The organism is Streptococcus mitis (assembly GCF_003942965.1).
Classification (GTDB): domain Bacteria; phylum Bacillota; class Bacilli; order Lactobacillales; family Streptococcaceae; genus Streptococcus; species Streptococcus mitis_BH.
Window position 1 is genome coordinate 1 of record NZ_RJOG01000012.1, and the last position, 22,813, is coordinate 22,813.

The window sequence follows — 22,813 nt, forward strand, 5'->3', positions numbered from 1 at the left end:
TATAATTTTTAAAATTAAAAATATAATCTTTCGACTTGAATTTGATTCTGTATTTACGCCCTCAATAGACGGTAAAATAAGAAAATTGTTTATATATTGCCTCCGTAGTGTTATTATACGAAATAAAGGATCTTAGTAAAAGTCGTTACAGCATGTTATACCTATTCTTTGTGGTATAATTGCAAGAGGTTTAATCCGATAATTTATAAAGAGAGAAAGACATTCATGAGAGATTTATTATCTAAAAAAAGTCATAGGCAATTAGAATTATTAGAATTATTATTTGAACATAAACGTTGGTTTCATCGTTCTGAACTAGCAGAGTTATTAAATTGTACAGAACGTGCAGTCAAAGATGATCTATCCCATGTTAAATCTGCTTTTCCTGACTTGATTTTTCATTCTTCTACTAATGGTATACGCATTATTAATACCGATGATAGCGATATTGAAATGGTTTACCATCATTTCTTTAAGCATTCAACTCATTTTTCGATTTTAGAATTTATATTCTTTAATGAAGGTTGTCAAGCTGAGAGTATTTGTAAAGAATTTTATATCAGTTCATCTTCGCTCTATCGTATTATTAGCCAAATCAATAAAGTGATTAAAAGGCAATTTCAATTTGAAATCAGTCTGACCCCTGTTCAAATCATTGGAAATGAGAGAGACATTCGTTACTTTTTTGCACAATATTTTTCAGAAAAATATTATTTCCTAGAATGGCCATTTGAAAATTTTTCATCAGAGCCCCTATCTCAATTGTTAGAATTGGTTTATAAGGAAACAAGCTTTCCAATGAATTTGTCAACGCATAGAATGCTAAAGCTGCTCCTGGTTATTAATCTATATCGAATAAAGTTTGGTCATCTTATGGAAATAGAGAAAGATTCTTTTAACGACCAAAGTTTGGATTTTTTAATGCAGGCAGAAGGAATAGAAGGTGTTGCTCAGAGTTTTGAATCAGAATACAATATCTCTTTAGATGAAGAAGTGGTTTGCCAATTATTTGTGTCTTACTTTCAAAAAATGTTTTTCATAGATGAAAGTCTCTTTATGAAATGTGTAAAAAAGGATAGCTATGTTGAAAAATCTTACCATCTATTGAGTGATTTTATTGATCAGATTTCAGTCAAGTATCAGATTGAGATTGAGAATAAGGATAATCTGATTTGGCATCTGCATAATACCGCACATCTGTATCGTCAAGAGTTGTCCACTGAGTTTATTTTATTTGATCAAAAAGGGAATACAATCAGGAATTTTCAAAATATTTTTCCTAAATTTGTTTCAGATGTAAAAAAAGAGCTTTCTCATTATTTAGAGACTCTTGAAGTTTGTTCTAGTTCAATGATGGTAAATCATCTATCTTATACCTTCATCACNCATACCAAACATTTGGTGCTTAATTTACTACAAAATCAGCCAAAGCTGAAGGTTCTGGTTATGAGTAATTTTGATCAGTATCATGCAAAATCCGTTGCAGAGACACTTTCTTATTATTGCAGCAACAATTTTGAACTTGAAGTTTGGACTGAATTAGAATTATCAAAGGAATCTTTAGAAGAATCGCCTTATGATATCATCATTTCTAATTTTATTATTCCTCCGATTGAAAATAAGAGACTGATCTATTCAAATAATATAAACACGGTCTCACTCATATCTTTGTTAAATGCCATGATGTTTATTCGATTAGATGAGTAACCAAAAATAACAAAAAAACGCTATTTCGCGTTTGAACTGTACCTCAAAAGTTAGACAGAAAAAATCTAATTTTTGGGGTGTTTTTGTTAAGAAAATACCTTCAATCATTTAAGCAAAATGTACATCTAGATTCATAGCCCTCTAAAACTTTTGCTTTTTTTGTAGAAGATACGAAAAAACCTTGATTCCAAGGTTTTTCCTGTTTTATGTAGATGTCTACACATGAAAATTGAAGTATTTTCAAAAGATAATTGGAGTGATTTTATTCATGATAGGAAAAAGAATCTGGACAAAAATGATTGAGAAATAGTTGCTTAAAAAGCGTTTGCATGATACTATATATTGAAAGGAGGTGATAAGATGTTAAAACAAAGAAAATCAATTACCATGAAAGATGTTGCTTTAGAAGCAGGAGTCAGTGTTGGAACTGTTTCACGTGTAATTAATAAAGAAAAAGGTATTAAAGAAGTAACTTTAAGGAAAGTTCAAAGGGCTATAAAAACATTGGACTATATCCCTGATAATTATGCTCGAGGTATGAAAAAGAATAGAACAGAAACTATCGCTTTGATTATTCCGAGCATATGGCATCCATTTTTCTCGGAGTTTGCCTACCATGTTGAGAAAGAGTTATTAAAATATAATTATAAATTATTTATTTGTAACGCTGATAGCGATTCACAAAATGAAATCGAATATATCGAAATGTTGAAACAAAATAAAGTGGATGGAATTATTGGTATTACATATTCTGATATTGACAAATATATTTTATCTGATTTACCGTTTGTAAGTATAGATAGACATTTTTCGGAAAATGTATGCTATGTTACTTCAGCAAATTACAAAGGAGGACAAACTGCAGCAGAGGAACTGGTTAGAAGGGATAATAAGCACCTTGCTTTTATTGGTTCAATTAATATGTATGAGAATGAGACTATACTCAGAAGTAAAGGATTCAGAGAAAAAGCTAAGGAATTAGGAGTAGATGTCTATAATTTTGAAATGAAAGAACCTTTAATAAATCCTGAAGATCAGATAAGAATTTTTTTGCAATCTCATAAAGAAATTGATGGTATATTTACAATAAATGATATGATGGCTCTGAGAGTTATTAGTGTTATGAAAGAACTGGGGAAAATAGCACCTGATGATTACCAGATAATTGGGTTTGATGGTTTAAAAACTTCTGTCGATCAATCTTATCTAGTGTCTACAATAGTTCAAGATATTGGTATGATGGCAAAAGAATCCGTTGCAATGATACTGAAAATGATTAAGCGAGAAGAGATTCTAGAAAAACGAATCGTAATTCCCACATATTTTTGGGGAGATAAAACAACAAAAAAAATTTAAACAGCACTTGACAAAAAATGAAAGCGCTGTTATAATATAAACTATAAATGAAACGTTTCAAAAACAAGTTGAAAAACTTGTTTAAAAATAAATAAAAAATGAAACGTTTCAAAAAGGAGGAAAATATGCGTAAAGGTACAATGTTATCTGTTGTTGCGGGGCTATCGTTAGCTATACTTGCAGGTTGTAGTGGAGGAACTAACTCAAAACAAGCGAGTTCTTCAAATGATATTAAAGTCTGGGTACAATTCTCTGACGAAACCAATGAAGGAAAAGCTTGGCAAAAAGTTGTTGATAACTTTAATCAATCAGGAAAAAGTAAGTACAAGGTTGTAACTGAGTATATTCCTCGTAGTGGTAGTGGTGGAGGATATGAAGACAAGGTTAATGCTGCTATCACGACTAATAGTCTTCCAGATGTTATTACCCTTGATGGACCAAATACGGCAGCTTATGCAAAATCTAAAGTGATTACTCCGCTAGATGATTATCTAAAAGATAATAATATGGATGATGTTTTGGACAGTATTAAACAACAAGGAACTTATGATGGCAAATTCTATGCACTTGGATTCTCTGAATCGAATGTTGGTGTTTATTACAACAAAAAAATGTTCAAAGAGGCCGGAATTGCGGAATCAGAGCTTCCAACGCTAGAAAAGCCATGGACATGGGATGAATTTAATACGATTGCTAAAAAATTGAAAGATCATTATAACAAACCGGCAATTGATTTTCGTATTAATTCAAACGATGAAATGTTACCATATGCTTATATGCCGTTGATTTGGTCAAATAATGGTTCTGTCGTAAACGAAGATGGAACAAAGGCAGAAGGATACTTCAACTCAAAAGAGAGTGTAGAAGCAGTTCAATTCATTCAAAATCTTGTAAAAGAAGGTTACACAACTGTTAGTCCAGTCGAAAAAGGTTTTGAAACAGGAGAGTATCCAATGCTTTTGAGTGGTTCTTGGACGATTGCTGATATGAATACAAACTACAAAGATATTGATTTTGGTATCCTTCCTTACCCAGTATCTAGTAAGACGAAAAAATTAGTATCCCCTTCAGGTAGTTGGCAATTAGCTGTTACGACAAAATCTGATAAAAAAGAGGCAGCATCTGAATTTGTTAAATTTGCTACAAATACAGAATCAAGTGAAATTATTAGCTTGGGGAATTCGGTCCTTCCGATTCGTAAATCTACAATTGAAAATATCAAAGATAAAGTGACCGAACCAATGCGTTTCTTGATGGAACAAAATTCAAAAACAGCTCATGCTCGCCCAGTTGTCGTAGCATATCCTCAGGTTTCTCGAGCTTTTCAACAAGCAATGCAAGATATTAGCTATTATGAAGAAAATCCAAATGTGCAAAAAGTCTTGGATACTCGTACAAAAGAAATGCAAACTGCTATTGATCAGTCACTCAAATAATCTGTAAAAAGGAAGGAGGAAGGAAAATATTTGGAACTACCTTCCCCTTTCTTGTTAATAGCCTAGTTTGATATATATGATTAAAGGAGATGGATATGAGTAAAGAAACTGTTGTGGATACAAAAAGACGTGAAAAAATAAAGGATAACATACTAGGTTATAGTTTTTTAGCTCCAGCTTTAATTTTATTAGGTATCTTTTTAGTAATTCCAGTTGGAATGGTCATTTNTTACGCTTTTACAGATTATTATTTGTTGACACCAGATGAAAGAAAATTTGTTGGACTTGAAAATTTTATTCGATTAATAAAGGATCCGATTTTCTTAAAGAGCTTCTTGAATACGTTGAAATTTGTTGTTTGGATTATTCCAGTTCAATTGGGAGCAGCCTTAGGAATGGCTTTGATTGTTAATAAAAAGCGCAAAGGGAATATGTTTTTTAAAGTGGCTTTTTTTGCTCCAGTTGTCATGTCCTTGGTAGTTATTTCTATTCTTTGGCTTTATCTTTTAAATCCAAATAGTGGCTTATTAAATGCTATTTTAAATAAGGTAGGTATTGCTTCTCAACCTTTCTTGACTAGTCCTAAACAAGCTATGTATGCAATTGTTTTTGTTTCTGCTTGGCAGGGTGCAGGTTATCAGATGCTTTTATTTTTAGGAGGAATGCAGAATATTCCACAAGATGTCTATGAAGCTGCTGAATTAGATGGATTCTCAAAATGGGCTCAGTTTCGTTATATCACGATGCCCCTACTAAAACCAACAGCATTGTTTGTATTGTTAACAACTTTAATTTCTGCTTTTAAGCTGATTGTACAACCAATGGTTATGACGCAAGGTGGGCCATTAAACTCAACAATTACTATGGTGTACTATATTTATCAACAAGGTTTTACTGATCGTCTTGTAGGATATTCTAGCTCAATTGCTTTAGTATTTACAACGTTAATTGGTATGATTAGCTTAGTACAACGTCGCGTTCTGAAGGAGGATGACTAAGATGAGACGATTTAAACCAACAACAATCTTAGAATATATTCTGTTAACTTTATTGGCAGGACTCTTCCTTTTTCCTATGGTTTGGATGGTAGTTTCAGCTATGAAGCCAGAAGCGGATGTTTATAAAAATTTGACTAGTTGGCAAGCCTTCTTACCAAGTTTAAATCCCGCTGATTGGTTTAAACCTTATCAGGAAGTATTTGAGCGCTTTAGTATTTTTACATATCTAGGGAACAGCATTTTTTATGCTGGAACGTTTGCTATTGGTTCTATTATTGTCAATGCACTGGCCGGTTTCGCTTTTGCAAAAGTAAATTTTTCAGGTAAGAAAATTTTATTTGGTTTCTTACTTGCTTTACTTATTATTCCAGTAGAAACTGTGTTAATTCCACAATTTACCATTATCAATTCCTTAGGTTTGGTCAATAATCGTCTTGCAGTTATTATTCCAGGATTGGCGAGTGTATTTAATATTTACTTATTTAGAAATTTCTTTATTGCAATTCCAGAAGAGATTCTTGAGTCTGCAAAGATGGACGGAGCAAGTATCGTTAGAATTTTCTTTAGAATTATGCTTCCAATGTCTAAACCTGCAGTTGCTACAGTTGGTGTTTTATCATTTATTTCAAGCTGGAATGATTATATTTGGCCATTGATGGTTTTGACAGATTCTTCTAAATTTTCAATGCAGGTTGCAATTACAACTATTAATACAACTCAACCAGTTTATATCAATCAGGTAATGGCTGTATTAACTATTTCAACGATTCCGTTGATTTTGGTCTATGTAGTCGCTCAGAAATATATTGTTCAAGGTCTGGGTGGTTCCGGAACTGGAATAAAATAGGATATACTTATGATAAATAAACCATTTACAGTAGAAAAAGCAAATCGTTTTATAGAAGAAAATAAACATCTCGTTAATACTCAATATAAGCCTGAAGAACATTTTTCGGCTGAGATTGGCTGGATCAATGATCCAAATGGATTTGTCTATTTTCGTGGAGAATACCATCTCTTTTATCAATTCTATCCTTATGATAGTGTTTGGGGACCTATGCACTGGGGTCATGCTAAAAGTAAGGACTTGGTGACTTGGGAGCACTTGCCAGTGGCACTTGCTCCTGACCAAGATTATGACCGCAATGGATGTTTCTCAGGTTCTGCCATTGTCAAGGATGATCGCCTCTGGCTCATGTACACTGGACATATCGAAGAAGAAATAGGTGTTCGTCAAGTGCAAAATATGGCATTTTCAGACGACGGGATTCACTTTGAAAAGATTGAACAAAATCCAGTTGCAACTGGAGCAGACTTGCCAGATGAGTTGATTGTTGCTGATTTCCGTGATCCAAAACTCTTTGAAAAAGATGGGCGCTATTACTCCGTAGTAGCTGCCAAACACAAGGATAATGTAGGCTGTATCGTTCTACTAGGGTCCGATAACCTAGTAGAATGGCAGTTCGAATCCATCTTTTTAAAAGGGGTAGAACACCAAGGCTTTATGTGGGAATGCCCAGATTACTTTGAGTTAGATGGGAAGGATTGCCTTATTATGTCCCCCATGCGTTATCAGCGTGAGGGAGACTCATATCATAACATCAACTCATCGGTTTTGTTCACGGGTAAGGTAGATTGGGGAGAAAAACGTTTTATCTCAGAATCAGTTCAAGAAATTGATCATGGTCAAGACTTCTATGCGCCTCAAACATTGTTGGACGATCAAAATCGTCGTATCCTGATTGCTTGGATGCAGACATGGGGGCGTACCCTTCCAACCCATGACCAAGAACACAAATGGGCATGTGCCATGACTTTACCTAGAATTCTAAGATTGGAAGATGGCAAACTAAGACAATTCCCTGTTAAAAAAGGCCAATATCAAATCCAAATAGATAAAGATTGTCATTACCACTTAGGAAATGATACAGATTATCTTGAATTTGGTTATGACAGTAATGCGCAGCAAGTTTACATTGATCGTAGCCATCTTGTTCAAAAAATTCTAGGTGAAGAAGAACAGGACACTAGTCGACGGTATGTAGATATTGAAGCTAAAGAATTGGAAGTTGTTCTAGATAAAAATTCCATCGAGATTTTTGTCAATCAAGGTGAAGCAAGCTTGACGGCAACCTATTACTTAACAGTGCCAGCTGAGCTATCACGAATCGATTAAAAATTAAGTTATTTCTCCTAAAGAAAAATCTCTTTCTATAAATGTTGAAAGAGATTTTTTTGTTTGATTAGATAGTAGAGAAGGCGAAAAGATGCTTTTATACTTGAGGAGGAAGCCGTTTGAGACAAGAAAAAAAGCCTTGATGTTAAGGCTTTTCCTGTTGTATTTAGATGCCCCCTACAGGGATCGAACCTGTGACCCACGGATTAAGAGTCCGCTGCTCTGCCAGCTGAGCTAAGGAGGCAAAGAAAAAAGCTGTATTGGTGCCGAAACTTCACGGTTTGTATTGAACCCGCGCAATTAAGCAGGTGGGCAACTCGCTCTAACTGAAGCTGTTTCCGTGTGAGACGGCCTACATGCTGTTAGAAGACTTTTGTTTCCCTAATAATACAAAAAATAGTCGGTCAACACTTAAGTGTGAAGTCGTACACCACAGCGTTTCTATGTTTATATGATACCACTTTTTCAAAAAAAATCAAGAGGAAAGTGCAATTTTTTGAAAAGGATTTCAGATTTTTCGCAAACGGTCGATAGCTACCTTTCTTTGAGCCAAAGCCCGTTCATATTTACCAGTATCTTCTGCTTGGAAATAGTGATGATTGCGAATTTTTTCTGGCAGATAGTCTTGCTTGACCCAATTTCCAGGATAGTTGTGTGGATAGAGATAATCTTGGGCATTCCCCAGTTCCTTGCTTCCGCTGTAGTGCCCATCACGCAGGTGTCGCGGAATAGGCAAGTGTCCTGATGTTTTGAGGTCAGCAAGTGCCTTATCCATAGCTACATAGGCTGAGTTGGATTTCGGAGAAAGGGCTAAATCAATCACGACATTGGCAATGAGAATGCGGGCTTCTGGGAACCCAATCTTCTGGGCAGCATCCAGAGCAGTCACGGTGTGAATCTGGGCTTCAGGATTGGCCAAACCGATATCTTCATAAGCGATAACAGTCAAACGACGAGCGAGACTTGGCAAATCACCAGCCTCAATCAAGCGGGCAGCATAGTGAAGACTAGCATCCACATCTGAGCCACGGATAGACTTTTGCAGGGCTGAGAGAACATCATAGTGGCCATCTCCGTCCTTATCCATGGTAATGTAGCTCCGCTGCAGGCTATTTTCCATGATGTCTAGGGTGATATGGCGAATGCCCTTGTCATTCTCAGGGGTAGAAAGAACTGCCAAATCCAGTGAGTTGAAGGCAGAGCGAAGGTCTCCGTTTGTAGAGGTAGCAATGAAATCCAGCGCATCCTCATCTAGTTCTACTGGAAAATCAAAACCACGCTCAGGGTTACTTAGAGCTATCTGCAGGGCCTCTTTGACGTCTTGGTTAGACAGAGGTTCCAACTCAAAAATTTGAACACGGCTACGAATGGCAGGAGTGACAGAGAAGAAAGGATTTTCAGTTGTAGCGCCAATCATGATGACCAGACCATTTTCCAAGAGAGGCAAGAGGAAGTCTTGCTTGGTTTTATCTAGTCTATGAATCTCGTCTAGTAATAGGACGAGACCACCAGAGAATTTAGCCTCTTCCGCAATTTCTTGCAATCGCTTTTTACTATCAACTGTCGCATTGAAAGTTCGAAAGGCATACTTAGTCGTCCCTGCGATGGCAGAGGCAATACTGGTCTTGCCGATTCCCGGAGGACCATAGAGAATCATGGAGGACAGGCGGTTGGCTTCTACCATGCGGCGGATGATTTTTCCTTGTCCGACCAGATGTTCCTGACCGATGACCTGGTCGATGGTTTTAGGGCGCATGCGAAGCGCGAGATTGTCTGGCATAGCAGTCCTTTCTAACGTGGATTTTCTGATACATATGTGGTAAGATGGTAGTATCTATTTTAGCATATTTCCGAGCAATCGGGGCGATTTAAGAGTCGCATAGAAAGAGGATGAAATGGCAACATACGGATTTTTAGATGTTTTAGAGGAAGAGTTGGAGAAGAATTTTCCCTTTGACTTTGAGATTAGTTGGGACAAGCGCAACCACGCGGTTGAAGTGAGTTTTCTATTGGAAGCGCAAAATGCTGCAGGTGTGGAGATGGTGGATGAAGATGGAGAGGTTTCATCGGATGATATTCTCTTTGAAGAAGCAGTGCTTTTTTACAATCCTGCCAAATCAACAGTCAATGCAGAAGACTATTTGACGGTCATTCCTTACCTACCTAAAAAAGGATTTTCCCGCGAATTTTTAGCTTATTTTGCGCTATTCCTCAAAGATACTGCCGAGGTTGGACTAGATGCCCTTATGGACTTTTTGGAAGACCCAGAAGCAGAAGAATTTGTCATGGAATGGAACCAAGAAGTCTTTGAAGAAGGAAAAGTAGGCTTGGAAGAGGGAGAGTTTTATCCTTATCCGAGATACTAGGAGTTTGACATGGAAATAGAGATTTCTGATTTCACAGGCTGTAAGATTGCTTTGTTTTGTGGGGATAAGCTTCTGACTATCTTACGCGATGATAAGGCAAGCATTCCCTGGCCTAATATGTGGGAACTGCCCGGTGGGGGACGCGAGGGGGACGAAAGCCCATTTGAATGTGCGGCGCGTGAAGTTTATGAGGAACTAGGCATTCACTTGACCGAAGATTGCCTGCTCTGGAGCAAGGTCTATCCCAGCATGCTCTATGAAGGAAGACAGTCAGTATTTATGGTCGGTCAGTTAAGTCAGGATCAGTTTGACAGTATCACCTTTGGGGATGAAGGACAGGCCTATCAGCTTATGAATGTCGAGGAATTTCTTAGCTCCAGTCAAGTTGTGCCTCAGTTGCAAGAGAGATTAAAAGATTATTTAAAAGTAAGTGATTAGAAAGGATGGTTCGGTTAAATTTCTAAACTGAACCCGCCCTAAACACTGTGCCAAAAAGATAAACTTCTCTTAGACACAAGTGTCTTCAGAGAATTTCCTATTTTGGCTTTGTGTTTTACGGGCTTGGTATCTTAAATATGGAAACATGGCAAGAGTTAAAAGTTACAGTTAAGCGTGAGGGGGAGGAATTGGTTTCCAATCTCTTGATTGAGCTGGGGGCGCAAGGTGTTGCGATTGAAGATAGTATGGACTATGTGGGAAATGTTGACCGCTTCGGCGAGATTTTCCCAGAGGTCGAGCAGCAAGAAGAAATCGTTGTGACCGCCTACTATCCTGATACGGTTGATGTGGCAGTGGTTGAGGCAGACTTGCAGGCTCGCCTAGCAGAATTGACAGATTTTATGGACTTGGGAGAGGTAAAAATGGGTACGACTGCCTTGGCTGAGGAAGACTGGGCAGACAACTGGAAGAAATACTATGAGCCAGCTCGTATTACTCATGATTTGACCATCGTGCCGTCTTGGACAGACTATGATGCGACTACTGGCGAAAAGATTATCAAGCTAGATCCAGGCATGGCCTTTGGGACTGGGACACATCCAACCACTAAGATGAGCCTTTTTGCTTTGGAGCAGGTTCTTCGTGGTGGGGAAACGGTGCTAGATGTGGGGACTGGTTCAGGGGTTCTCTCTATTGCCAGCTCGCTACTCGGTGCTAGAGAAATTTTTGCCTATGATCTGGATGATGTGGCGGTTCGTGTCGCTCAGGAAAATATTGAGCTCAATCCTGGTATGGAAAACATCCATGTAGCAGCAGGAGACTTGCTTAAGGGTGTTGAGATTGAGGCAGATGTCATCGTGGCTAATATCTTGGCGGATATCCTCATTCATCTGACCGAGGATGCTTATCGTTTGATTAAGGACGAAGGCTACCTCATCATGAGTGGGATTATCAAGGACAAGTGGGACATGGTACGCCAGTCGGCTGAGTCAGCTGGATTTTTCCTTGAAACCCACATGATTCAAGGGGAATGGAATGCCTGTGTCTTTAGGAAGACCAAGGATATTTCTGGTGTGATTGGAGGCTAGGATGCAACAGTATTTTGTCAAAGGCAGTGCAGTCTCTCCTGTCACTATTGAGGATAAGGAAACCAGTAAGCATATGTTTCAGGTTATGCGCTTGAAAGAAGATGATGAAGTGACCTTGGTCTTTGATGATGGAATTAAATGTTTGGCGCGCGTGCTGGATGTGGAAACTCGTCAGTTTGAGTTGGTCCAAGAATTAGCTGATAATGTGGAACTGCCTGTCCAAGTAACCATCGCATCTGGCTTTCCCAAGGGAGACAAGCTGGAGTTCATCACGCAAAAAGTGACCGAACTGGGTGCCAGCCAAATCTGGGCCTTTCCTGCCGATTGGTCCGTTGCCAAGTGGGATGGCAAGAAATTGGGTAAAAAGGTTGAGAAACTAGAAAAAATTGCCCTTGGAGCAGCAGAGCAAAGCAAGCGTAATATCGTTCCAAGTATTCAGCTTTTCGAGAAAAAATCAGACTTTCTAGCTCAACTGGACCAGTTTGCCTCTATCATAGTAGCCTATGAAGAGTCGGCTAAAGAAGGAGAAGCCGCTGCGCTTCTACAAGCAGTCTCTGGTCTTGAAACAGGAGCTAAACTGCTCTTTATCTTTGGTCCAGAAGGTGGTCTGTCACCTGCAGAAATCGAAAGTTTTGAAGCTAAGGGAGCAGTCTTGGCAGGTCTTGGTCCTCGTATTTTGCGAGCAGAAACAGCACCACTTTACGCCTTATCAGCCCTTAGTGTTTTATTAGAATTAGAGAAATAAGAGGAAGAAAATGGAACAAAAACACCGTTCAGAATTTCCAGAGAAGGAACTCTGGGATTTAACAGCCCTATACCAAGACCGTGAGGATTTCTTGCGTGCAATCGAGAAAGCTCGCGAAGACATCAATCAATTTAGCCGTGACTATAAGGGTAATCTTTATACTTTTGAGGATTTTGAAAAGGCCTTTGCGGAATTGGAGCAAATCTATATTCAGATGAGCCATATTGGTAACTATGGCTTTATGCCTCAGACGACAGATTATAGCAATGACGAATTTGCCAACATTGCCCAAGCTGGGATGGAATTTGAAACAGACGCCAGCGTAGCTCTGACCTTCTTTGACGATGCCTTGGTGGCAGCAGATGAGGAAGTCTTGGACCGTTTGGGTAAATTGCCTCATTTAACAGCCGCCATTCGTCAGGCCAAAATCAAAAAAGCCCACTATTTAGGGGCTGATGTGGAGAAGGCCTTGACCAATCTCGGTGAAGTTTTCTACAGTCCGCAGGATATCTATACGAAAATGCGAGCTGGGGACTTTGAAATGGCTGACTTTGAAGCCCATGGCAAGACCTACAAAAACAGCTTTGTGACTTATGAAAATTTCTACCAAAATCATGAGGATGCTGAGGTTCGTGAGAAATCTTTCCGTTCCTTCTCAGAAGGTCTTCGTAAGCACCAAAATACGGCTGCTGCAGCCTATCTAGCTCAAGTCAAGTCTGAAAAACTCTTGGCTGATATGAAGGGATATGACTCTGTCTTTGATTATCTCCTAGCTGAGCAAGAAGTGGACCGTGCCATGTTTGACCACCAAATTGATCTGATTATGAAAGATTTTGCCCCAGTTGCACAGAGATACCTCAAGCATGTTGCCAAGGTAAATGGTCTTGAAAAGATGACCTTTGCAGACTGGAAATTGGACTTGGACAGCGCCCTTAATCCTCAAGTGACTATTGACGATGCCTATGATTTGGTCATGAAGTCGGTAGAACCTTTGGGGCAGGAATATTGTCAGGAAGTTGCTCGCTATCAAGAAGAGCGCTGGGTGGACTTCGCTGCCAATAGTGGCAAGGATTCCGGAGGTTATGCGGCGGATCCATATCGCGTGCACCCTTATGTCCTCATGAGCTGGACAGGTCGTTTGAGCGATGTCTATACCTTGATTCATGAAATCGGACATTCTGGTCAATTCATCTTTTCAGACAATCACCAAAGCTACTTCAATGCTCACATGTCGACCTACTATGTCGAAGCACCGTCAACTTTCAATGAATTGCTCCTCAGTGACTACTTGGAGCACCAGTCTGACGACCCACGTCAAAAACGCTTCGCTCTGGCTCACCGCTTGACAGACACCTACTTCCATAACTTTATCACTCACCTTTTGGAAGCAGCCTTCCAGCGTAAGGTGTATACATTGATTGAAGAAGGGGAGACCTTTGGAGCAAGCAAACTCAACAGTATTATGAAGGAAGTCTTGACGGATTTCTGGGGAGATGCCATTGAAATTGACGATGATGCAGCTTTGACTTGGATGCGCCAAGCTCACTACTACATGGGCTTGTATAGCTATACCTACTCAGCAGGACTAGTTATCTCGACAGCTGGTTACCTCCATCTTAAAAACTCTGAGAATGGAGCTGAAGACTGGCTCAATCTCCTCAAATCAGGTGGTAGCAAGACACCACTTGAGTCAGCCATGATTATCGGAGCAGATATTTCAACAGACAAACCACTCCGTGATACCATCCAATTCTTGTCTGACACAGTTGATCAGATTATCGCCTATAGTGCCCAGTTGGGAGAGTAAATTAAAAGAGTCTGGGACAAAAGTCTAACCTTAAATAAAAAAAGCGAACAAAACGAGTTATCTGATACTCAGAATTCTGTCTTGTTCGCTTTTTTTCTAATCTATCGATTTTAAAAATTTATAATAAAGAATTCCTAAAATCAAAATTTTTTGTTCTGGCCTCTTAAATTATCCCCAAAAGCTATCTTCTTCAGCTTGATCTGAAGAGAAGAGCCAAACTTCTTTGATTTTTCCGTCTTCAATACGGAAGAGGTCAATCCCGTTCATATTGAGTTCAGTACCATCAGCCCGTGTTCCAAGAAAAGTAACATTAGCTGCGATTAAATCCTTATTGTCAGAAACCCAATTTGTTACCACCTTAAAGGTTCCGTTAGTTTTCTCAGCAAATGTAGCCAGGTGAGTTCCTAGCTTGTCCTTACCAACAACTGTACCAGATATACTATGAGTACCAGGTTGATGCCAGATAATATCGTCTGCCATCGTTTCAAAGACACCAGGAAAGTCACCAGCAATTAAAGCTTGGTTATAAGCGTTGAAAATTTCTAAGTTTGTTGACATATCTATTCTCCATTTCTTTTTTATGATATAATTGTAACAGTTACAAACAAAAAAACAAGTAGACACTTTTTTGATAGCTAGTATCAAAAACAGTACTATTATTGATACTAAAAGATAAATTTTTTTAAAAAAAATAGAAAGAAGATATTTTATGACAAATAAAGTGAGTGAGTATGGTATTTGTCCATTTGCGACAACGCAGAGGGTTTTAACGGGGAAATGGGCACTGGTAATCATTTATCAGTTGAGTACGGGTACCAAACGATTTAAAGAATTGCAGAGATTATTGCCTGGGATTACTCAAACTATTTTGACCCGTCATCTCCGTCAATTAGAAAAGGATAAGATTGTTCAACGAAAGGTCTATGCCGAAGTTCCACCACGAGTTGAGTACAGCTTAACTGAAATGGGGCAGGAATTCAGAGTTGTATTAGATGCTGTCGAGAAATGGGGTCTAGATTATATCAAGTTGCTAAATGCTAGTGAGATAAGCAACTGATAAGTCCTATAGAGGAAATGTATTTTCTGTTTAATTCCTTAATTAAAAGATAGTGAGGCAAACCAGTATTTTTCCAAACAATTTTCTTGAAACACTTTCCCTCTTTTGATAGACTAGTATCTAGTTTTTGAAAAAAATGAAAAAATTTGTTGCTGAGTTAATCGGTACGTTCATGCTTGTGTTCGTTGGGACAGGAGTTGTTGTTTTTGGAAATGGTCTTGATGGTCTTGGACACCTTGGAATTGCTTTTGCCTTTGGTCTGGCAATCGTAGTTGCAGCCTACTCAATCGGAACTGTTTCAGGTGCTCACTTGAACCCAGCTGTTTCGATCGCTATGTTTGTAAACAAACGTTTGTCATCTTCAGAGCTTGTCAACTACATCCTTGGTCAGGTTGTTGGAGCTTTCCTTGCGTCAGCTGCGGTATTCTTCCTCTTGGCTAACTCAGGCATGTCAACTGCTAGTCTTGGTGAAAATGCCTTGGCAAACGGTGTCACTGTCTTTGGTGGTTTCTTATTTGAAGTCATCGCAACTTTCTTGTTTGTCTTGGTTATCATGACTGTGACATCAGCAAGCAAGGGAAATGGCGCGATTGCTGGTTTGGTAATTGGTTTGTCCTTGATGGCGATGATTCTTGTTGGATTGAATATCACTGGGCTTTCAGTAAATCCAGCCCGTAGCTTGGCACCAGCTGTCTTGGTAGGTGGCGCAGCTCTTCAACAAGTTTGGATTTTCATCCTTGCGCCAATCGTTGGTGGTGTTCTTGCAGCCCTCGTTGCGAAAAACTTCCTTGGGACAGAAGAATAATTGAAATTCAAAAAGCCTTGCTCCTCATTTTGAGGAACAGGGCTTTTTCGTATGAGTTTAACGGTTATCAATTTTCTCTGGATAAAGGTCGTGTTGGAAGAGGCGTTGTTCTGCCAAGCCTTCATACTTAGTTCCAGGCTTACCGTAGTTGTAGTAGGGGTCAATTGAGATGCCACCGCGAGGAGTGAATTTTCCCCAGACTTCTAAATAGCGAGGGTCTAGCAAGTTGACCAAGTCTTTCCCGATGGTGTTGATACAGTTTTCGTGGAAATCTCCATGATTTCGGTAGCTAAAGAGGTAGAGTTTGAGGGATTTTGACTCCACACAGAGCTTGTCAGGGATGTAGGAAATATAGATAGTCGCAAAGTCTGGCTGAGCAGTGATTGGGCAAAGTGAGGTAAATTCAGGACAGTTAAATTTGATGAAATAGTCATTTTCCACATGACGATTGTCAAAGGATTCGAGGACTTCTGGTTGATACTCGAAAATGTAGTTGGTTTCTTTGTTGCCTAGTAGGCTGAGGTTTTTCATTTCTTCTTGTTGTGACATGATTTTTTCTTTCTAATTTTAAACACCACGTTGGTTGTCGTAGAGGAGGGTATGGAGTTGAGGAAGGACGCGGACATTGCCCCAGCTATCGTCAGCAGCGACGCGTTCCCAGAGTTCTTTGAGACGGTCCAGTTGGTCTTGGACAATATTACCCGTAGCCTTGGGCTCAGGATTTCCTGCTGATAAAAAGAGAACATCTGGTTGGTAGCGCTCTTGAATCCCTTTGGCAAAGGCCAAATCGACATCGTCAAAGACAGGGATTTTAAAGGTGACCTTGTCTGGCTCTAGTTGGGAAACGACAAAGTCCAAGGTTTCAAAGTTGACTTCCATCTTGGATGAAGGAGGTTTGGGACTCAGAGTGACCTGGTCGATGTCTTTTAACCAATTTTGCCAGCGGGAGCCTTGGGTCTCAACAGCTAGAGTGACACCACGTTCCTTGAGTTTGGTTACTAGCTCAGCCATGTTGGCTGCTAGGATAGCAGGATTTCCCCCAGATAGGGTTACGTAGTCGTAGCTTCCTAGTTTATCCAAGGTAGCAATAACCTCGTCAGCAGTCATACGAGTTGGCTTTTCAGATCCATCCCAAGTAAAGGCAGAATCGCACCAGTCGCAGTGGTAGTCGCAGCCAGCAGTGCGGACAAACATGGTTTTCTGCCCGATTGCACGGCCTTCGCCTTGAAAGGTTGGGCCAAAAATTTCTAGAACTGGTAGTTTGAGGACACGTTCCCTAGTCATCTAACCACTCCCGTCTAAACTCCGCAAAGGCAGTCGGAGTCTCATAGAGGCGAACGTATTCCAAACGGAGACCGCGCTCGTCTGGCAACTCTTGACTCATAGTTTGGAAAATCCAGTAAACCATATTTTCAGCAGTCGTGTTCATATAGGGCAGGGTCTCATTGAGATAGCGATGATCCAAGTGGGGCTCTAAGTAGTTCTTGTATATCGCTTTGATATCTCCGAAATCGTAGGTCATGCCACGTTCATCTAAAAATCCACTGACAGCAATCTGCAAATGATAGGTGTGGCCATGAAGGGACTTACATTTTCCCTCATAGTGAAAGAGGTGGTGGGCAGCATCGAAGGTAAACTCTTTTGATACCAAGGTTCTGTGAGGATTGTAGACAAGAGACTCCCCGGTTTCCTGTTTGATTTCTTTGGGTGCAAAAAACATTAGTCCTCTCCTTTCTGTGAGAGATAAACATCTAAACCATGTTGCCGTAGGTGGCAGGCTGGGCAATCTCCACAGCCACTTCCGATAATCCCGTTATAGCAGGTTAAGGTCTTTTCACGAACATAGTCAAAGGCACCGAGTTGGTCAGCTAATTCCCAAGTTTCAGCCTTGTCTAGCCACATGAGAGGTGTTTGGATAACAAAGTCGAAATCCATGGCAAGGTTGAGGGTAACATTAAGGGATTTGACAAAGACATCTCGACAGTCAGGGTATCCTGAGAAGTCTGTCTCGCAGACACCTGTCACGATATCTTTAATGCCACGTTGCTTAGCAAGAACAGCCGCAAAGGATAGAAAGAGGTGGTTGCGACCATCAACGAAGGTATTGGGAACCTCTCCCTCTTTTTGCTCAATTTCCAGATCAGAGGTCAGGGCATTTTCAGTAATTTGTCCCAGCAGAGACATATCGAGGATATGGTGATGGATACCTTGTTCCTTAGCGATTTCTCTAGCGACTTGAATTTCGAGATGATGGCGTTGACCGTAGGCAAAGGTGACTGCTTCGACCGTTTCATAGTGTTCTTTAGCCCAAAAGAGGCAGGTTGTAGAATCTTGACCGCCACTAAAGACGACCAAGGCTGATTGACGTTTCATAGTACTCCTTCCAAAATGGGAAATGTTCAGAGCACGCAAAAAGCTCCCTTGAGGGAGCTAAAAAATACCAAGTAGAGGTTTTTTTTAGCGATGGCATGTCCCAAACATCGTAATATTCTACTTACAGTCTAGCATATTTTTTTAAAAATGGCAAAGGGCAAGAAAAAAGAGACCAAAGCAAGTACTTGGTCTCTAGTATGATTAGCTCAATTCAGCAACGATGGCCTTGATTTGTTCTGCTGTGTGAACACCAGCAACTTGTTTCACTACTTGGCCGTCTTTTTTGAAGAGAAGAGTTGGGATAGACATGATTCCAAAGGCACGAGCTGTGTTTGGATTTTCATCAACGTCCATTTTAACGATTTTCAAAACATCTTCTGAAAGTTCTTCAGACAATTTGTCCAAGATTGGACCTTGCATACGACATGGACCACACCAAGTTGCCCAAAAGTCTACCAAGACCAAACCGTCTTTTGTTTCTTGTTCGAATGTTGCATCTGTAATTGCTTTTGCCATTGTATTTCTCCTTTTTAGTTATATTGGCTTAAATCTTGTTTCATGAGATAGAAGAAGACATCTCCATAAGTCCCATGGTAGTCCAAATCATGACCGTTATAAGTCAATTTTTGGACAGGGTAGTAGTCTGCGACGCCGATAAGGCAAGCTTGTTGTGAACGATCAAAGTCTTCATAAGACTCGAAAGTTACAGTTCTTTCGTTCTTGCTGGCATCTAGATAGGTAATTTCAATCATTTTAAAAACTCCTTTGTTTAATGATGACTTTATTTTACTCTTTGTAAAAGAGAATGTCAAGAAAAATGATTGCGCACGCAACTTTTTCTAAAATCATCTTAAACCAAGAAATCCAAACCTGTTTCCAATCTCTCTTCGACAGCTTTTTGCAGAGAGGTTAGTGTTTTTTGCCCATCACTTGTCAGACAGATAAAGCTAGAGCGCCTATCTTGATCGCAACATCTGCGACTAAGTAGACCGCAATTTTTAGCTTCTAAGCGAGCCACCATCCGAGAAACAGCGCTCGGACTTAGATGAAGTTTATCAGGCAAATCAATCTGTCGTAAGGATTTTTCTTGAGCCAAGTCCAGATAGTAGAGCAGGTAAAACTCTTTCAAGGNCAGACTTTGTTCGCTTTGCTGGGCAATGGTCTCTTCCAAGAAACCTTCAATTTCTTTTTGGCGACGATTGAAGTCAAACCATTTTTCCAAATAGGTCATAGTATCTCCTTTCTTTTTAGAGTCATAAATAGAAGAAAGTCCATTAACGGACAATCTCTGCATCACAAGATGATTGCGCATGCAATAATTATACTACTTTTCAAAAGAGCTGGCAAGAAAGACGCAGGCATCTCTTATCCTAAATCATGCCTGTTTTCACAAGTCAAGAATTGTTTGTATCCCCTTTCCTTTCTAATTTTTATTATCCCTTGTGCATTTCCTTGAAATTTTCTGAAAAAAGAGTAAACTGGTATGCAAGAAGTCTATTTCGTGGAGTATAGGATGAAATTATATGTTCAATTAATGATTCTCTTTGTGATTTCTCTAATCGGAGAGGGAATCTCTAGTTTCTTTCACTTGCCCATCCCAGGCAGTATTATCGGTTTGATTATTCTCTTTCTAGCCCTGCAATTTAAGTGGCTGAGAACCAGGCATGTCAATATGGTGGGGAATTTCTTGCTGGCCAATATGACCATTCTCTTTTTGCCGCCAGCAGTGGGAATCATGGAGAAGTTTGATGTGATTGCTCCCTATCTTTTGCCCATTGTTTTGATTGTCTTTTTTGCAGCAGTCATCAATATTATCCTCATAGCCTTGGTAGTTCAGTTCATCAAACGACGGTTTGAGGGAGATTATGAGAAAGGAGATGCCAAATGAGTGAATTTGTTTCCAATCCCCTGTTTGGGCTGGCCCTGTCTATCTTAGCCTATCTAGTGGGAATGCTGATTTACAGACGTTTTCCCCATCCATTGACAACGCCCTTGCTTTTGTCAGCTGTTTTCATTATCATCTTTCTAAAAGTGACGGGTATTTCTTACCAAGATTACTACCAAGGTGGGGTTTATTTGAACAACTTGATTGTCCCATCGACCGTGGCTCTAGGGATTCCGCTTTACAAGAGTTTTCATTTGATGAAGCACCATGCTCGGAGTATTCTCTTTGGTAGTTTGTTAGCGGTAGTGGTCAATACATCTTTCACGGCCCTTGTAGCAAAGATTTTTGGAATGGACTTTTTCCTAGCCATTTCTCTCTTTCCTAAGTCAGTAACAACCGCCATGGCAGTTGGGATTACAGAAAAATTGCAAGGCTTGACGACTGTGACCTTGGTTGTTGTGGTGGCGACTGGGATTTTAACCAGTGTCATCGGCCCAACACTTTTGAAGTGGTTGAAAATAGATGATCCAGTAGCTGTTGGTCTTTCCCTTGGAGGAACAGGTCACGCAGTCGGAACAGGCACAGCCTTTCGATACGGTTCTGTAGCAGGAGCCATGGGTGGTTTGTCTATCGGTGTCACCGGTATTCTCTATGTCTTTGTCAGCCCTATTGTAGCCAGTTTGATATTGAGTTAAATCAAAACCCAGCTTTTTAGCTGGGCATTTTTTATTGTAAATTAACCTTGTTTTTCAAGATATAGTAGGTTCCGAGGTAAAAGATAGCTATGAATATGAGTTCTTCAACAATGCCTACGCTTGCTCCCATATAGAAATTATCATTAAATCCTGCAAGTGAATTAATATAGAAGTTAGTACTGGTATTGAAGAAGACTTCAATAAATCCAATGACGATTTGGATACCAATGTAGGCTGCAACAGCGAGTGCGGTACGGTATTCATTGAACAGTTGTCCGATGGAAATAGCCAAGTAGATGCAGAGGATTCCTGAGATGGTATTTAGTAGGAAGGATACCCCCATAAGAGAGAGTTGAGGAAGGAATGTTCCTACAAGTGGAATCAACTCAGAATTTGATATCCATTCTGGAACCGTTATGGTAACAATAATAAAAGCGCTTAGAACTAGTACAGTGGAGCTAAGGATAGACCAAATGAAGGCTCCAACTAATTTGGCTGTGATGATATGGTGTTCAGAAACTGGCAAGGTCAAGGTCAGATAGCCTTGTCGGTCATAGACACTACCTTTGAATCGTTTAATAATCAAGAAAATGGTTGAAATCCCAAGTGTAATCATCAATCCACCAAAGACGAGAGCCAGAAAGAAAAGTAAGACAGGTTGGCTATCTTTGAAAGATACATAATTATAGTAGTGTACTTGCATTCCTATGAGAACGGAAAGAACTAGCACGGCAGCGTAAAGGGCTAAATACCACTTGTTAACATTTTTAAATTCGTAGCGAACTAAATTCCAAAACATAATAATCTCCTTTGCTTAGGCCTTAAATTCCTGACGGAAGAGTTGGTCAATGGATTCACCTGACTCATAGCGAATATCGTCTACATTACCTTGACGAACGACTTTTCCATCTTTGAGGAAGATAATTTCATCCAAGATTGGCTCGATATCAGAAATCAAGTGGGTAGAAATCAAAACGGTAGAAGTTGGGGAGTAGTTGTTGATAATGGTATTGAGGATATACTCACGGGCTGCTGGGTCCACCCCACCAATGGGTTCGTCTAAAACGTAGAGACGAGCATCACGGCTCATAACTAAAATTAGTTGGACCTTTTCCTTGTTCCCTTTTGATAGTTTCTTGAGACGACTATTTTCATCAATGCCCAGATCTGCAAGCAGATGATGGGCGCGTTCAAGATTGAAATCTTTATAGAAGGTCTTAAAGTAGGTTAGGGCTTCTTTGACCTTCATTTGCTCATTGAGATAGGTCGTATCCGGCAAATAAGCTACGATAGCCTTGGTTGCTGGGCTTGGATCCATGTCGTTGATCAGGACACGTCCTTGATCTGGTTGCAAGAGGCCGTTGATTAGTTTAATCAGGGTTGTTTTTCCTGAACCGTTTGGCCCAAGGAGACCAACAATTTTTCCAGCGGGGATGTCAAGAGAAACATTTTCAAGGGCTGGGGTTGCTCCATAAGATTTGGATACATTTTCAAATGCTAGTAATGACATAGGCTTAAACTCCTTTAATATAATCGCCGACTACGCCTGGTAGTTCTTCTTTTTCATAGCCAAAATGGGTCATGGAGGAAACGAAGTGTTCCAATTCTTCTTCCGATAATTGTTTGCGTGATTGGGCGATCAGCTCTTTATCTTCAGTCACAAATCGTCCAGTTGTGCGCTTGCTGTAGACAAATCCTTCTCGTTCGAGGTCTGACAAGGCTCTTTGGATGGTGTTTGGATTGACACCGGCCTCGCTAGCCAGCTCTCTCACGGTTGGAAGTTGTTGATTGGGTTCCAGTGTATGGGAAACAATCTGAAGCTTGATTTTCTCCATAATCTGTAAATAGATGGGTTTTTTGTTGTCAAATGTCCAGGACATC

General features: G+C 39.8%; 27 protein-coding genes and 1 tRNA gene. 15 read left to right on the plus strand and 13 right to left on the minus strand.

Annotation, left to right across the window (positions count from 1 at the left end; translation table 11 throughout):
* The first annotated feature begins 225 nt into the window (after positions 1 to 225).
* The 6 genes from mgaSpn to D8837_RS04970 all read left to right on the plus strand — a co-directional run bounded on the left by mgaSpn (position 226) and on the right by D8837_RS04970 (position 7,673).
* On the plus strand, positions 226 to 1,707 hold the full coding sequence (mgaSpn, locus tag D8837_RS04945; protein WP_125456386.1) for a virulence factor transcriptional regulator MgaSpn: 1,482 nt from the start codon (positions 226 to 228) through the stop codon (positions 1,705 to 1,707).
* Between the two features lie 360 nt (positions 1,708 to 2,067).
* Positions 2,068 to 3,063: a LacI family DNA-binding transcriptional regulator gene (locus D8837_RS04950; RefSeq protein ID WP_185755670.1), complete on the plus strand. Its 996-nt coding sequence runs from the start codon at positions 2,068 to 2,070 to the stop codon at positions 3,061 to 3,063.
* Between the two features lie 125 nt (positions 3,064 to 3,188).
* Positions 3,189 to 4,499 (plus strand): ABC transporter substrate-binding protein, encoded by a 1,311-nt coding sequence (locus D8837_RS04955; protein ID WP_125456388.1) that lies wholly within the window; start codon positions 3,189 to 3,191, stop codon positions 4,497 to 4,499.
* 95 nt (positions 4,500 to 4,594) lie between these two features.
* Complete coding sequence (locus tag D8837_RS04960; RefSeq protein ID WP_185755671.1) at positions 4,595 to 5,497, plus strand: carbohydrate ABC transporter permease; 903 nt, start codon at positions 4,595 to 4,597, stop codon at positions 5,495 to 5,497.
* Position 5,498: 1 nt separating this feature from the next.
* Positions 5,499 to 6,344, plus strand: a complete 846-nt coding sequence (locus D8837_RS04965; protein WP_004262244.1) for a carbohydrate ABC transporter permease — start codon at positions 5,499 to 5,501, stop codon at positions 6,342 to 6,344.
* A 9-nt stretch (positions 6,345 to 6,353) separates the two neighbouring features.
* On the plus strand, positions 6,354 to 7,673 hold the full coding sequence (locus tag D8837_RS04970; RefSeq protein WP_125456390.1) for a glycoside hydrolase family 32 protein: 1,320 nt from the start codon (positions 6,354 to 6,356) through the stop codon (positions 7,671 to 7,673).
* Positions 7,674 to 7,844: 171 nt separating this feature from the next.
* Here D8837_RS04970 and D8837_RS04975 read toward each other — a convergent pair.
* Positions 7,845 to 7,917, minus strand: a tRNA-Lys gene (locus D8837_RS04975).
* Between the two features lie 264 nt (positions 7,918 to 8,181).
* Positions 8,182 to 9,453, minus strand: a complete 1,272-nt coding sequence (locus D8837_RS04980; protein WP_125456391.1) for a replication-associated recombination protein A — start codon at positions 9,451 to 9,453, stop codon at positions 8,182 to 8,184.
* A 115-nt stretch (positions 9,454 to 9,568) separates the two neighbouring features.
* On the opposite strand from D8837_RS04980, the gene D8837_RS04985 reads away from it, so the two are divergent.
* The 5 genes from D8837_RS04985 to pepF all read left to right on the plus strand — a co-directional run bounded on the left by D8837_RS04985 (position 9,569) and on the right by pepF (position 14,117).
* A complete protein-coding gene (locus tag D8837_RS04985; RefSeq protein ID WP_049531867.1) occupies positions 9,569 to 10,039 on the plus strand; it encodes a DUF3013 family protein in 471 nt (156 codons plus the stop codon).
* A 9-nt stretch (positions 10,040 to 10,048) separates the two neighbouring features.
* Positions 10,049 to 10,477, plus strand: coding sequence for an NUDIX hydrolase (locus D8837_RS04990; RefSeq protein ID WP_125456392.1), 429 nt, complete (start codon positions 10,049 to 10,051; stop codon positions 10,475 to 10,477).
* 137 nt (positions 10,478 to 10,614) lie between these two features.
* Positions 10,615 to 11,565, plus strand: a complete 951-nt coding sequence (gene prmA / locus D8837_RS04995; protein ID WP_125456393.1) for a 50S ribosomal protein L11 methyltransferase — start codon at positions 10,615 to 10,617, stop codon at positions 11,563 to 11,565.
* A gap of 1 nt (position 11,566) precedes the next feature.
* Positions 11,567 to 12,310 (plus strand): 16S rRNA (uracil(1498)-N(3))-methyltransferase, encoded by a 744-nt coding sequence (locus D8837_RS05000; RefSeq protein ID WP_125456394.1) that lies wholly within the window; start codon positions 11,567 to 11,569, stop codon positions 12,308 to 12,310.
* 10 nt (positions 12,311 to 12,320) lie between these two features.
* Positions 12,321 to 14,117 carry an oligoendopeptidase F gene (gene pepF, locus D8837_RS05005; protein WP_125456395.1) on the plus strand — a complete coding sequence of 599 codons (1,797 nt, stop codon included), beginning with the start codon at positions 12,321 to 12,323 and terminating at the stop codon, positions 14,115 to 14,117.
* Between the two features lie 168 nt (positions 14,118 to 14,285).
* Here the strand turns inward: pepF and D8837_RS05010 are convergent, their stop codons facing one another.
* Positions 14,286 to 14,675 carry a nuclear transport factor 2 family protein gene (locus D8837_RS05010; protein ID WP_005591134.1) on the minus strand — a complete coding sequence of 130 codons (390 nt, stop codon included), beginning with the start codon at positions 14,673 to 14,675 and terminating at the stop codon, positions 14,286 to 14,288.
* 151 nt (positions 14,676 to 14,826) lie between these two features.
* Here D8837_RS05010 and D8837_RS05015 point away from each other — a divergent pair, with 151 nt between their 5' ends.
* Both D8837_RS05015 and D8837_RS05020 read left to right on the plus strand, forming a co-directional pair.
* The gene (locus tag D8837_RS05015) at positions 14,827 to 15,174 is read left to right on the plus strand and encodes a winged helix-turn-helix transcriptional regulator (protein ID WP_042900485.1); all 348 of its coding nucleotides are present in this window, start codon (positions 14,827 to 14,829) and stop codon (positions 15,172 to 15,174) included.
* Between the two features lie 136 nt (positions 15,175 to 15,310).
* Positions 15,311 to 15,979, plus strand: a complete 669-nt coding sequence (locus D8837_RS05020; protein ID WP_125456396.1) for an MIP/aquaporin family protein — start codon at positions 15,311 to 15,313, stop codon at positions 15,977 to 15,979.
* Between the two features lie 57 nt (positions 15,980 to 16,036).
* On the opposite strand, the gene queF is transcribed toward D8837_RS05020, so the two are convergent.
* The 7 genes from queF to D8837_RS05050 all read right to left on the minus strand — a co-directional run bounded on the left by queF (position 16,037) and on the right by D8837_RS05050 (position 19,583).
* Positions 16,037 to 16,528, minus strand: a complete 492-nt coding sequence (gene queF, locus D8837_RS09510) for a preQ(1) synthase (protein ID WP_000082587.1) — start codon at positions 16,526 to 16,528, stop codon at positions 16,037 to 16,039.
* A gap of 18 nt (positions 16,529 to 16,546) precedes the next feature.
* Positions 16,547 to 17,263: a 7-carboxy-7-deazaguanine synthase QueE gene (gene queE, locus D8837_RS09515; protein WP_185755672.1), complete on the minus strand. Its 717-nt coding sequence runs from the start codon at positions 17,261 to 17,263 to the stop codon at positions 16,547 to 16,549.
* The gene (queD, locus tag D8837_RS05030; RefSeq protein WP_000464575.1) at positions 17,256 to 17,699 is read right to left on the minus strand and encodes a 6-carboxytetrahydropterin synthase QueD; all 444 of its coding nucleotides are present in this window, start codon (positions 17,697 to 17,699) and stop codon (positions 17,256 to 17,258) included. Before queD ends, queE begins: the two co-directional genes overlap by 8 nt.
* Positions 17,699 to 18,352: a 7-cyano-7-deazaguanine synthase QueC gene (queC, locus tag D8837_RS05035; protein WP_125456397.1), complete on the minus strand. Its 654-nt coding sequence runs from the start codon at positions 18,350 to 18,352 to the stop codon at positions 17,699 to 17,701. Before queC ends, queD begins: the two co-directional genes overlap by 1 nt.
* 201 nt (positions 18,353 to 18,553) lie before the next feature.
* Positions 18,554 to 18,868: a thioredoxin gene (gene trxA, locus D8837_RS05040; protein ID WP_001029581.1), complete on the minus strand. Its 315-nt coding sequence runs from the start codon at positions 18,866 to 18,868 to the stop codon at positions 18,554 to 18,556.
* 14 nt (positions 18,869 to 18,882) lie between these two features.
* Positions 18,883 to 19,104 (minus strand): DUF4649 family protein, encoded by a 222-nt coding sequence (locus D8837_RS05045; protein WP_000570256.1) that lies wholly within the window; start codon positions 19,102 to 19,104, stop codon positions 18,883 to 18,885.
* 98 nt (positions 19,105 to 19,202) lie between these two features.
* On the minus strand, positions 19,203 to 19,583 hold the full coding sequence (locus D8837_RS05050) for a MarR family winged helix-turn-helix transcriptional regulator (RefSeq protein ID WP_125456408.1): 381 nt from the start codon (positions 19,581 to 19,583) through the stop codon (positions 19,203 to 19,205).
* Between the two features lie 282 nt (positions 19,584 to 19,865).
* Here D8837_RS05050 and D8837_RS05055 point away from each other — a divergent pair, with 282 nt between their 5' ends.
* Positions 19,866 to 20,240, plus strand: coding sequence for a CidA/LrgA family protein (locus tag D8837_RS05055; protein WP_000781325.1), 375 nt, complete (start codon positions 19,866 to 19,868; stop codon positions 20,238 to 20,240).
* Positions 20,237 to 20,932, plus strand: a complete 696-nt coding sequence (locus D8837_RS05060; protein WP_024057288.1) for an LrgB family protein — start codon at positions 20,237 to 20,239, stop codon at positions 20,930 to 20,932. The genes D8837_RS05055 and D8837_RS05060 overlap by 4 nt, the downstream gene beginning before the upstream one ends.
* Positions 20,933 to 20,963: 31 nt before the next feature.
* On the opposite strand, the gene D8837_RS05065 is transcribed toward D8837_RS05060, so the two are convergent.
* From D8837_RS05065 to D8837_RS05075, 3 genes are read right to left on the minus strand one after another with little or no spacing between them, the layout of a single operon-like run.
* Positions 20,964 to 21,731 (minus strand): hypothetical protein, encoded by a 768-nt coding sequence (locus D8837_RS05065; RefSeq protein ID WP_020903238.1) that lies wholly within the window; start codon positions 21,729 to 21,731, stop codon positions 20,964 to 20,966.
* A 15-nt stretch (positions 21,732 to 21,746) separates the two neighbouring features.
* Positions 21,747 to 22,442: an ABC transporter ATP-binding protein gene (locus tag D8837_RS05070; RefSeq protein ID WP_020903239.1), complete on the minus strand. Its 696-nt coding sequence runs from the start codon at positions 22,440 to 22,442 to the stop codon at positions 21,747 to 21,749.
* 4 nt (positions 22,443 to 22,446) lie between these two features.
* Positions 22,447 to 22,812 carry a GntR family transcriptional regulator gene (locus D8837_RS05075; RefSeq protein ID WP_000119149.1) on the minus strand — a complete coding sequence of 122 codons (366 nt, stop codon included), beginning with the start codon at positions 22,810 to 22,812 and terminating at the stop codon, positions 22,447 to 22,449.
* Position 22,813: the final 1 nt, after the last annotated feature.

Excerpts from the sequence above, each read along its gene's own strand:
- pepF (WP_125456395.1), top strand. The coding sequence starts at position 12,321 with ATGGAACAAAAACACCGTTCAGAATTTCCAGAGAAGGAACTCTGGGAT.
- D8837_RS05000 (WP_125456394.1), top strand. The coding sequence starts at position 11,567 with ATGCAACAGTATTTTGTCAAAGGCAGTGCAGTCTCTCCTGTCACTATT.
- D8837_RS05045 (WP_000570256.1), bottom strand. The coding sequence starts at position 19,104 with ATGATTGAAATTACCTATCTAGATGCCAGCAAGAACGAAAGAACTGTA.
- D8837_RS04965 (WP_004262244.1), top strand. The coding sequence starts at position 5,499 with ATGAGACGATTTAAACCAACAACAATCTTAGAATATATTCTGTTAACT.
- D8837_RS05020 (WP_125456396.1), top strand. The coding sequence starts at position 15,311 with ATGAAAAAATTTGTTGCTGAGTTAATCGGTACGTTCATGCTTGTGTTC.
- D8837_RS05070 (WP_020903239.1), bottom strand. The coding sequence starts at position 22,442 with ATGTCATTACTAGCATTTGAAAATGTATCCAAATCTTATGGAGCAACC.
- D8837_RS05065 (WP_020903238.1), bottom strand. The coding sequence starts at position 21,731 with ATGTTTTGGAATTTAGTTCGCTACGAATTTAAAAATGTTAACAAGTGG.
- D8837_RS04990 (WP_125456392.1), top strand. The coding sequence starts at position 10,049 with ATGGAAATAGAGATTTCTGATTTCACAGGCTGTAAGATTGCTTTGTTT.
- D8837_RS05060 (WP_024057288.1), top strand. The coding sequence starts at position 20,237 with ATGAGTGAATTTGTTTCCAATCCCCTGTTTGGGCTGGCCCTGTCTATC.
- D8837_RS05015 (WP_042900485.1), top strand. The coding sequence starts at position 14,827 with ATGACAAATAAAGTGAGTGAGTATGGTATTTGTCCATTTGCGACAACG.
- queE (WP_185755672.1), bottom strand. The coding sequence starts at position 17,263 with ATGACTAGGGAACGTGTCCTCAAACTACCAGTTCTAGAAATTTTTGGC.
- queD (WP_000464575.1), bottom strand. The coding sequence starts at position 17,699 with ATGTTTTTTGCACCCAAAGAAATCAAACAGGAAACCGGGGAGTCTCTT.
- D8837_RS04970 (WP_125456390.1), top strand. The coding sequence starts at position 6,354 with ATGATAAATAAACCATTTACAGTAGAAAAAGCAAATCGTTTTATAGAA.
- D8837_RS04985 (WP_049531867.1), top strand. The coding sequence starts at position 9,569 with ATGGCAACATACGGATTTTTAGATGTTTTAGAGGAAGAGTTGGAGAAG.
- D8837_RS05010 (WP_005591134.1), bottom strand. The coding sequence starts at position 14,675 with ATGTCAACAAACTTAGAAATTTTCAACGCTTATAACCAAGCTTTAATT.
- prmA (WP_125456393.1), top strand. The coding sequence starts at position 10,615 with ATGGAAACATGGCAAGAGTTAAAAGTTACAGTTAAGCGTGAGGGGGAG.
- D8837_RS04955 (WP_125456388.1), top strand. The coding sequence starts at position 3,189 with ATGCGTAAAGGTACAATGTTATCTGTTGTTGCGGGGCTATCGTTAGCT.
- trxA (WP_001029581.1), bottom strand. The coding sequence starts at position 18,868 with ATGGCAAAAGCAATTACAGATGCAACATTCGAACAAGAAACAAAAGAC.
- D8837_RS04950 (WP_185755670.1), top strand. The coding sequence starts at position 2,068 with ATGTTAAAACAAAGAAAATCAATTACCATGAAAGATGTTGCTTTAGAA.
- D8837_RS05075 (WP_000119149.1), bottom strand. The coding sequence starts at position 22,812 with ATGTCCTGGACATTTGACAACAAAAAACCCATCTATTTACAGATTATG.
- queC (WP_125456397.1), bottom strand. The coding sequence starts at position 18,352 with ATGAAACGTCAATCAGCCTTGGTCGTCTTTAGTGGCGGTCAAGATTCT.
- queF (WP_000082587.1), bottom strand. The coding sequence starts at position 16,528 with ATGTCACAACAAGAAGAAATGAAAAACCTCAGCCTACTAGGCAACAAA.
- D8837_RS04980 (WP_125456391.1), bottom strand. The coding sequence starts at position 9,453 with ATGCCAGACAATCTCGCGCTTCGCATGCGCCCTAAAACCATCGACCAG.
- D8837_RS05055 (WP_000781325.1), top strand. The coding sequence starts at position 19,866 with ATGAAATTATATGTTCAATTAATGATTCTCTTTGTGATTTCTCTAATC.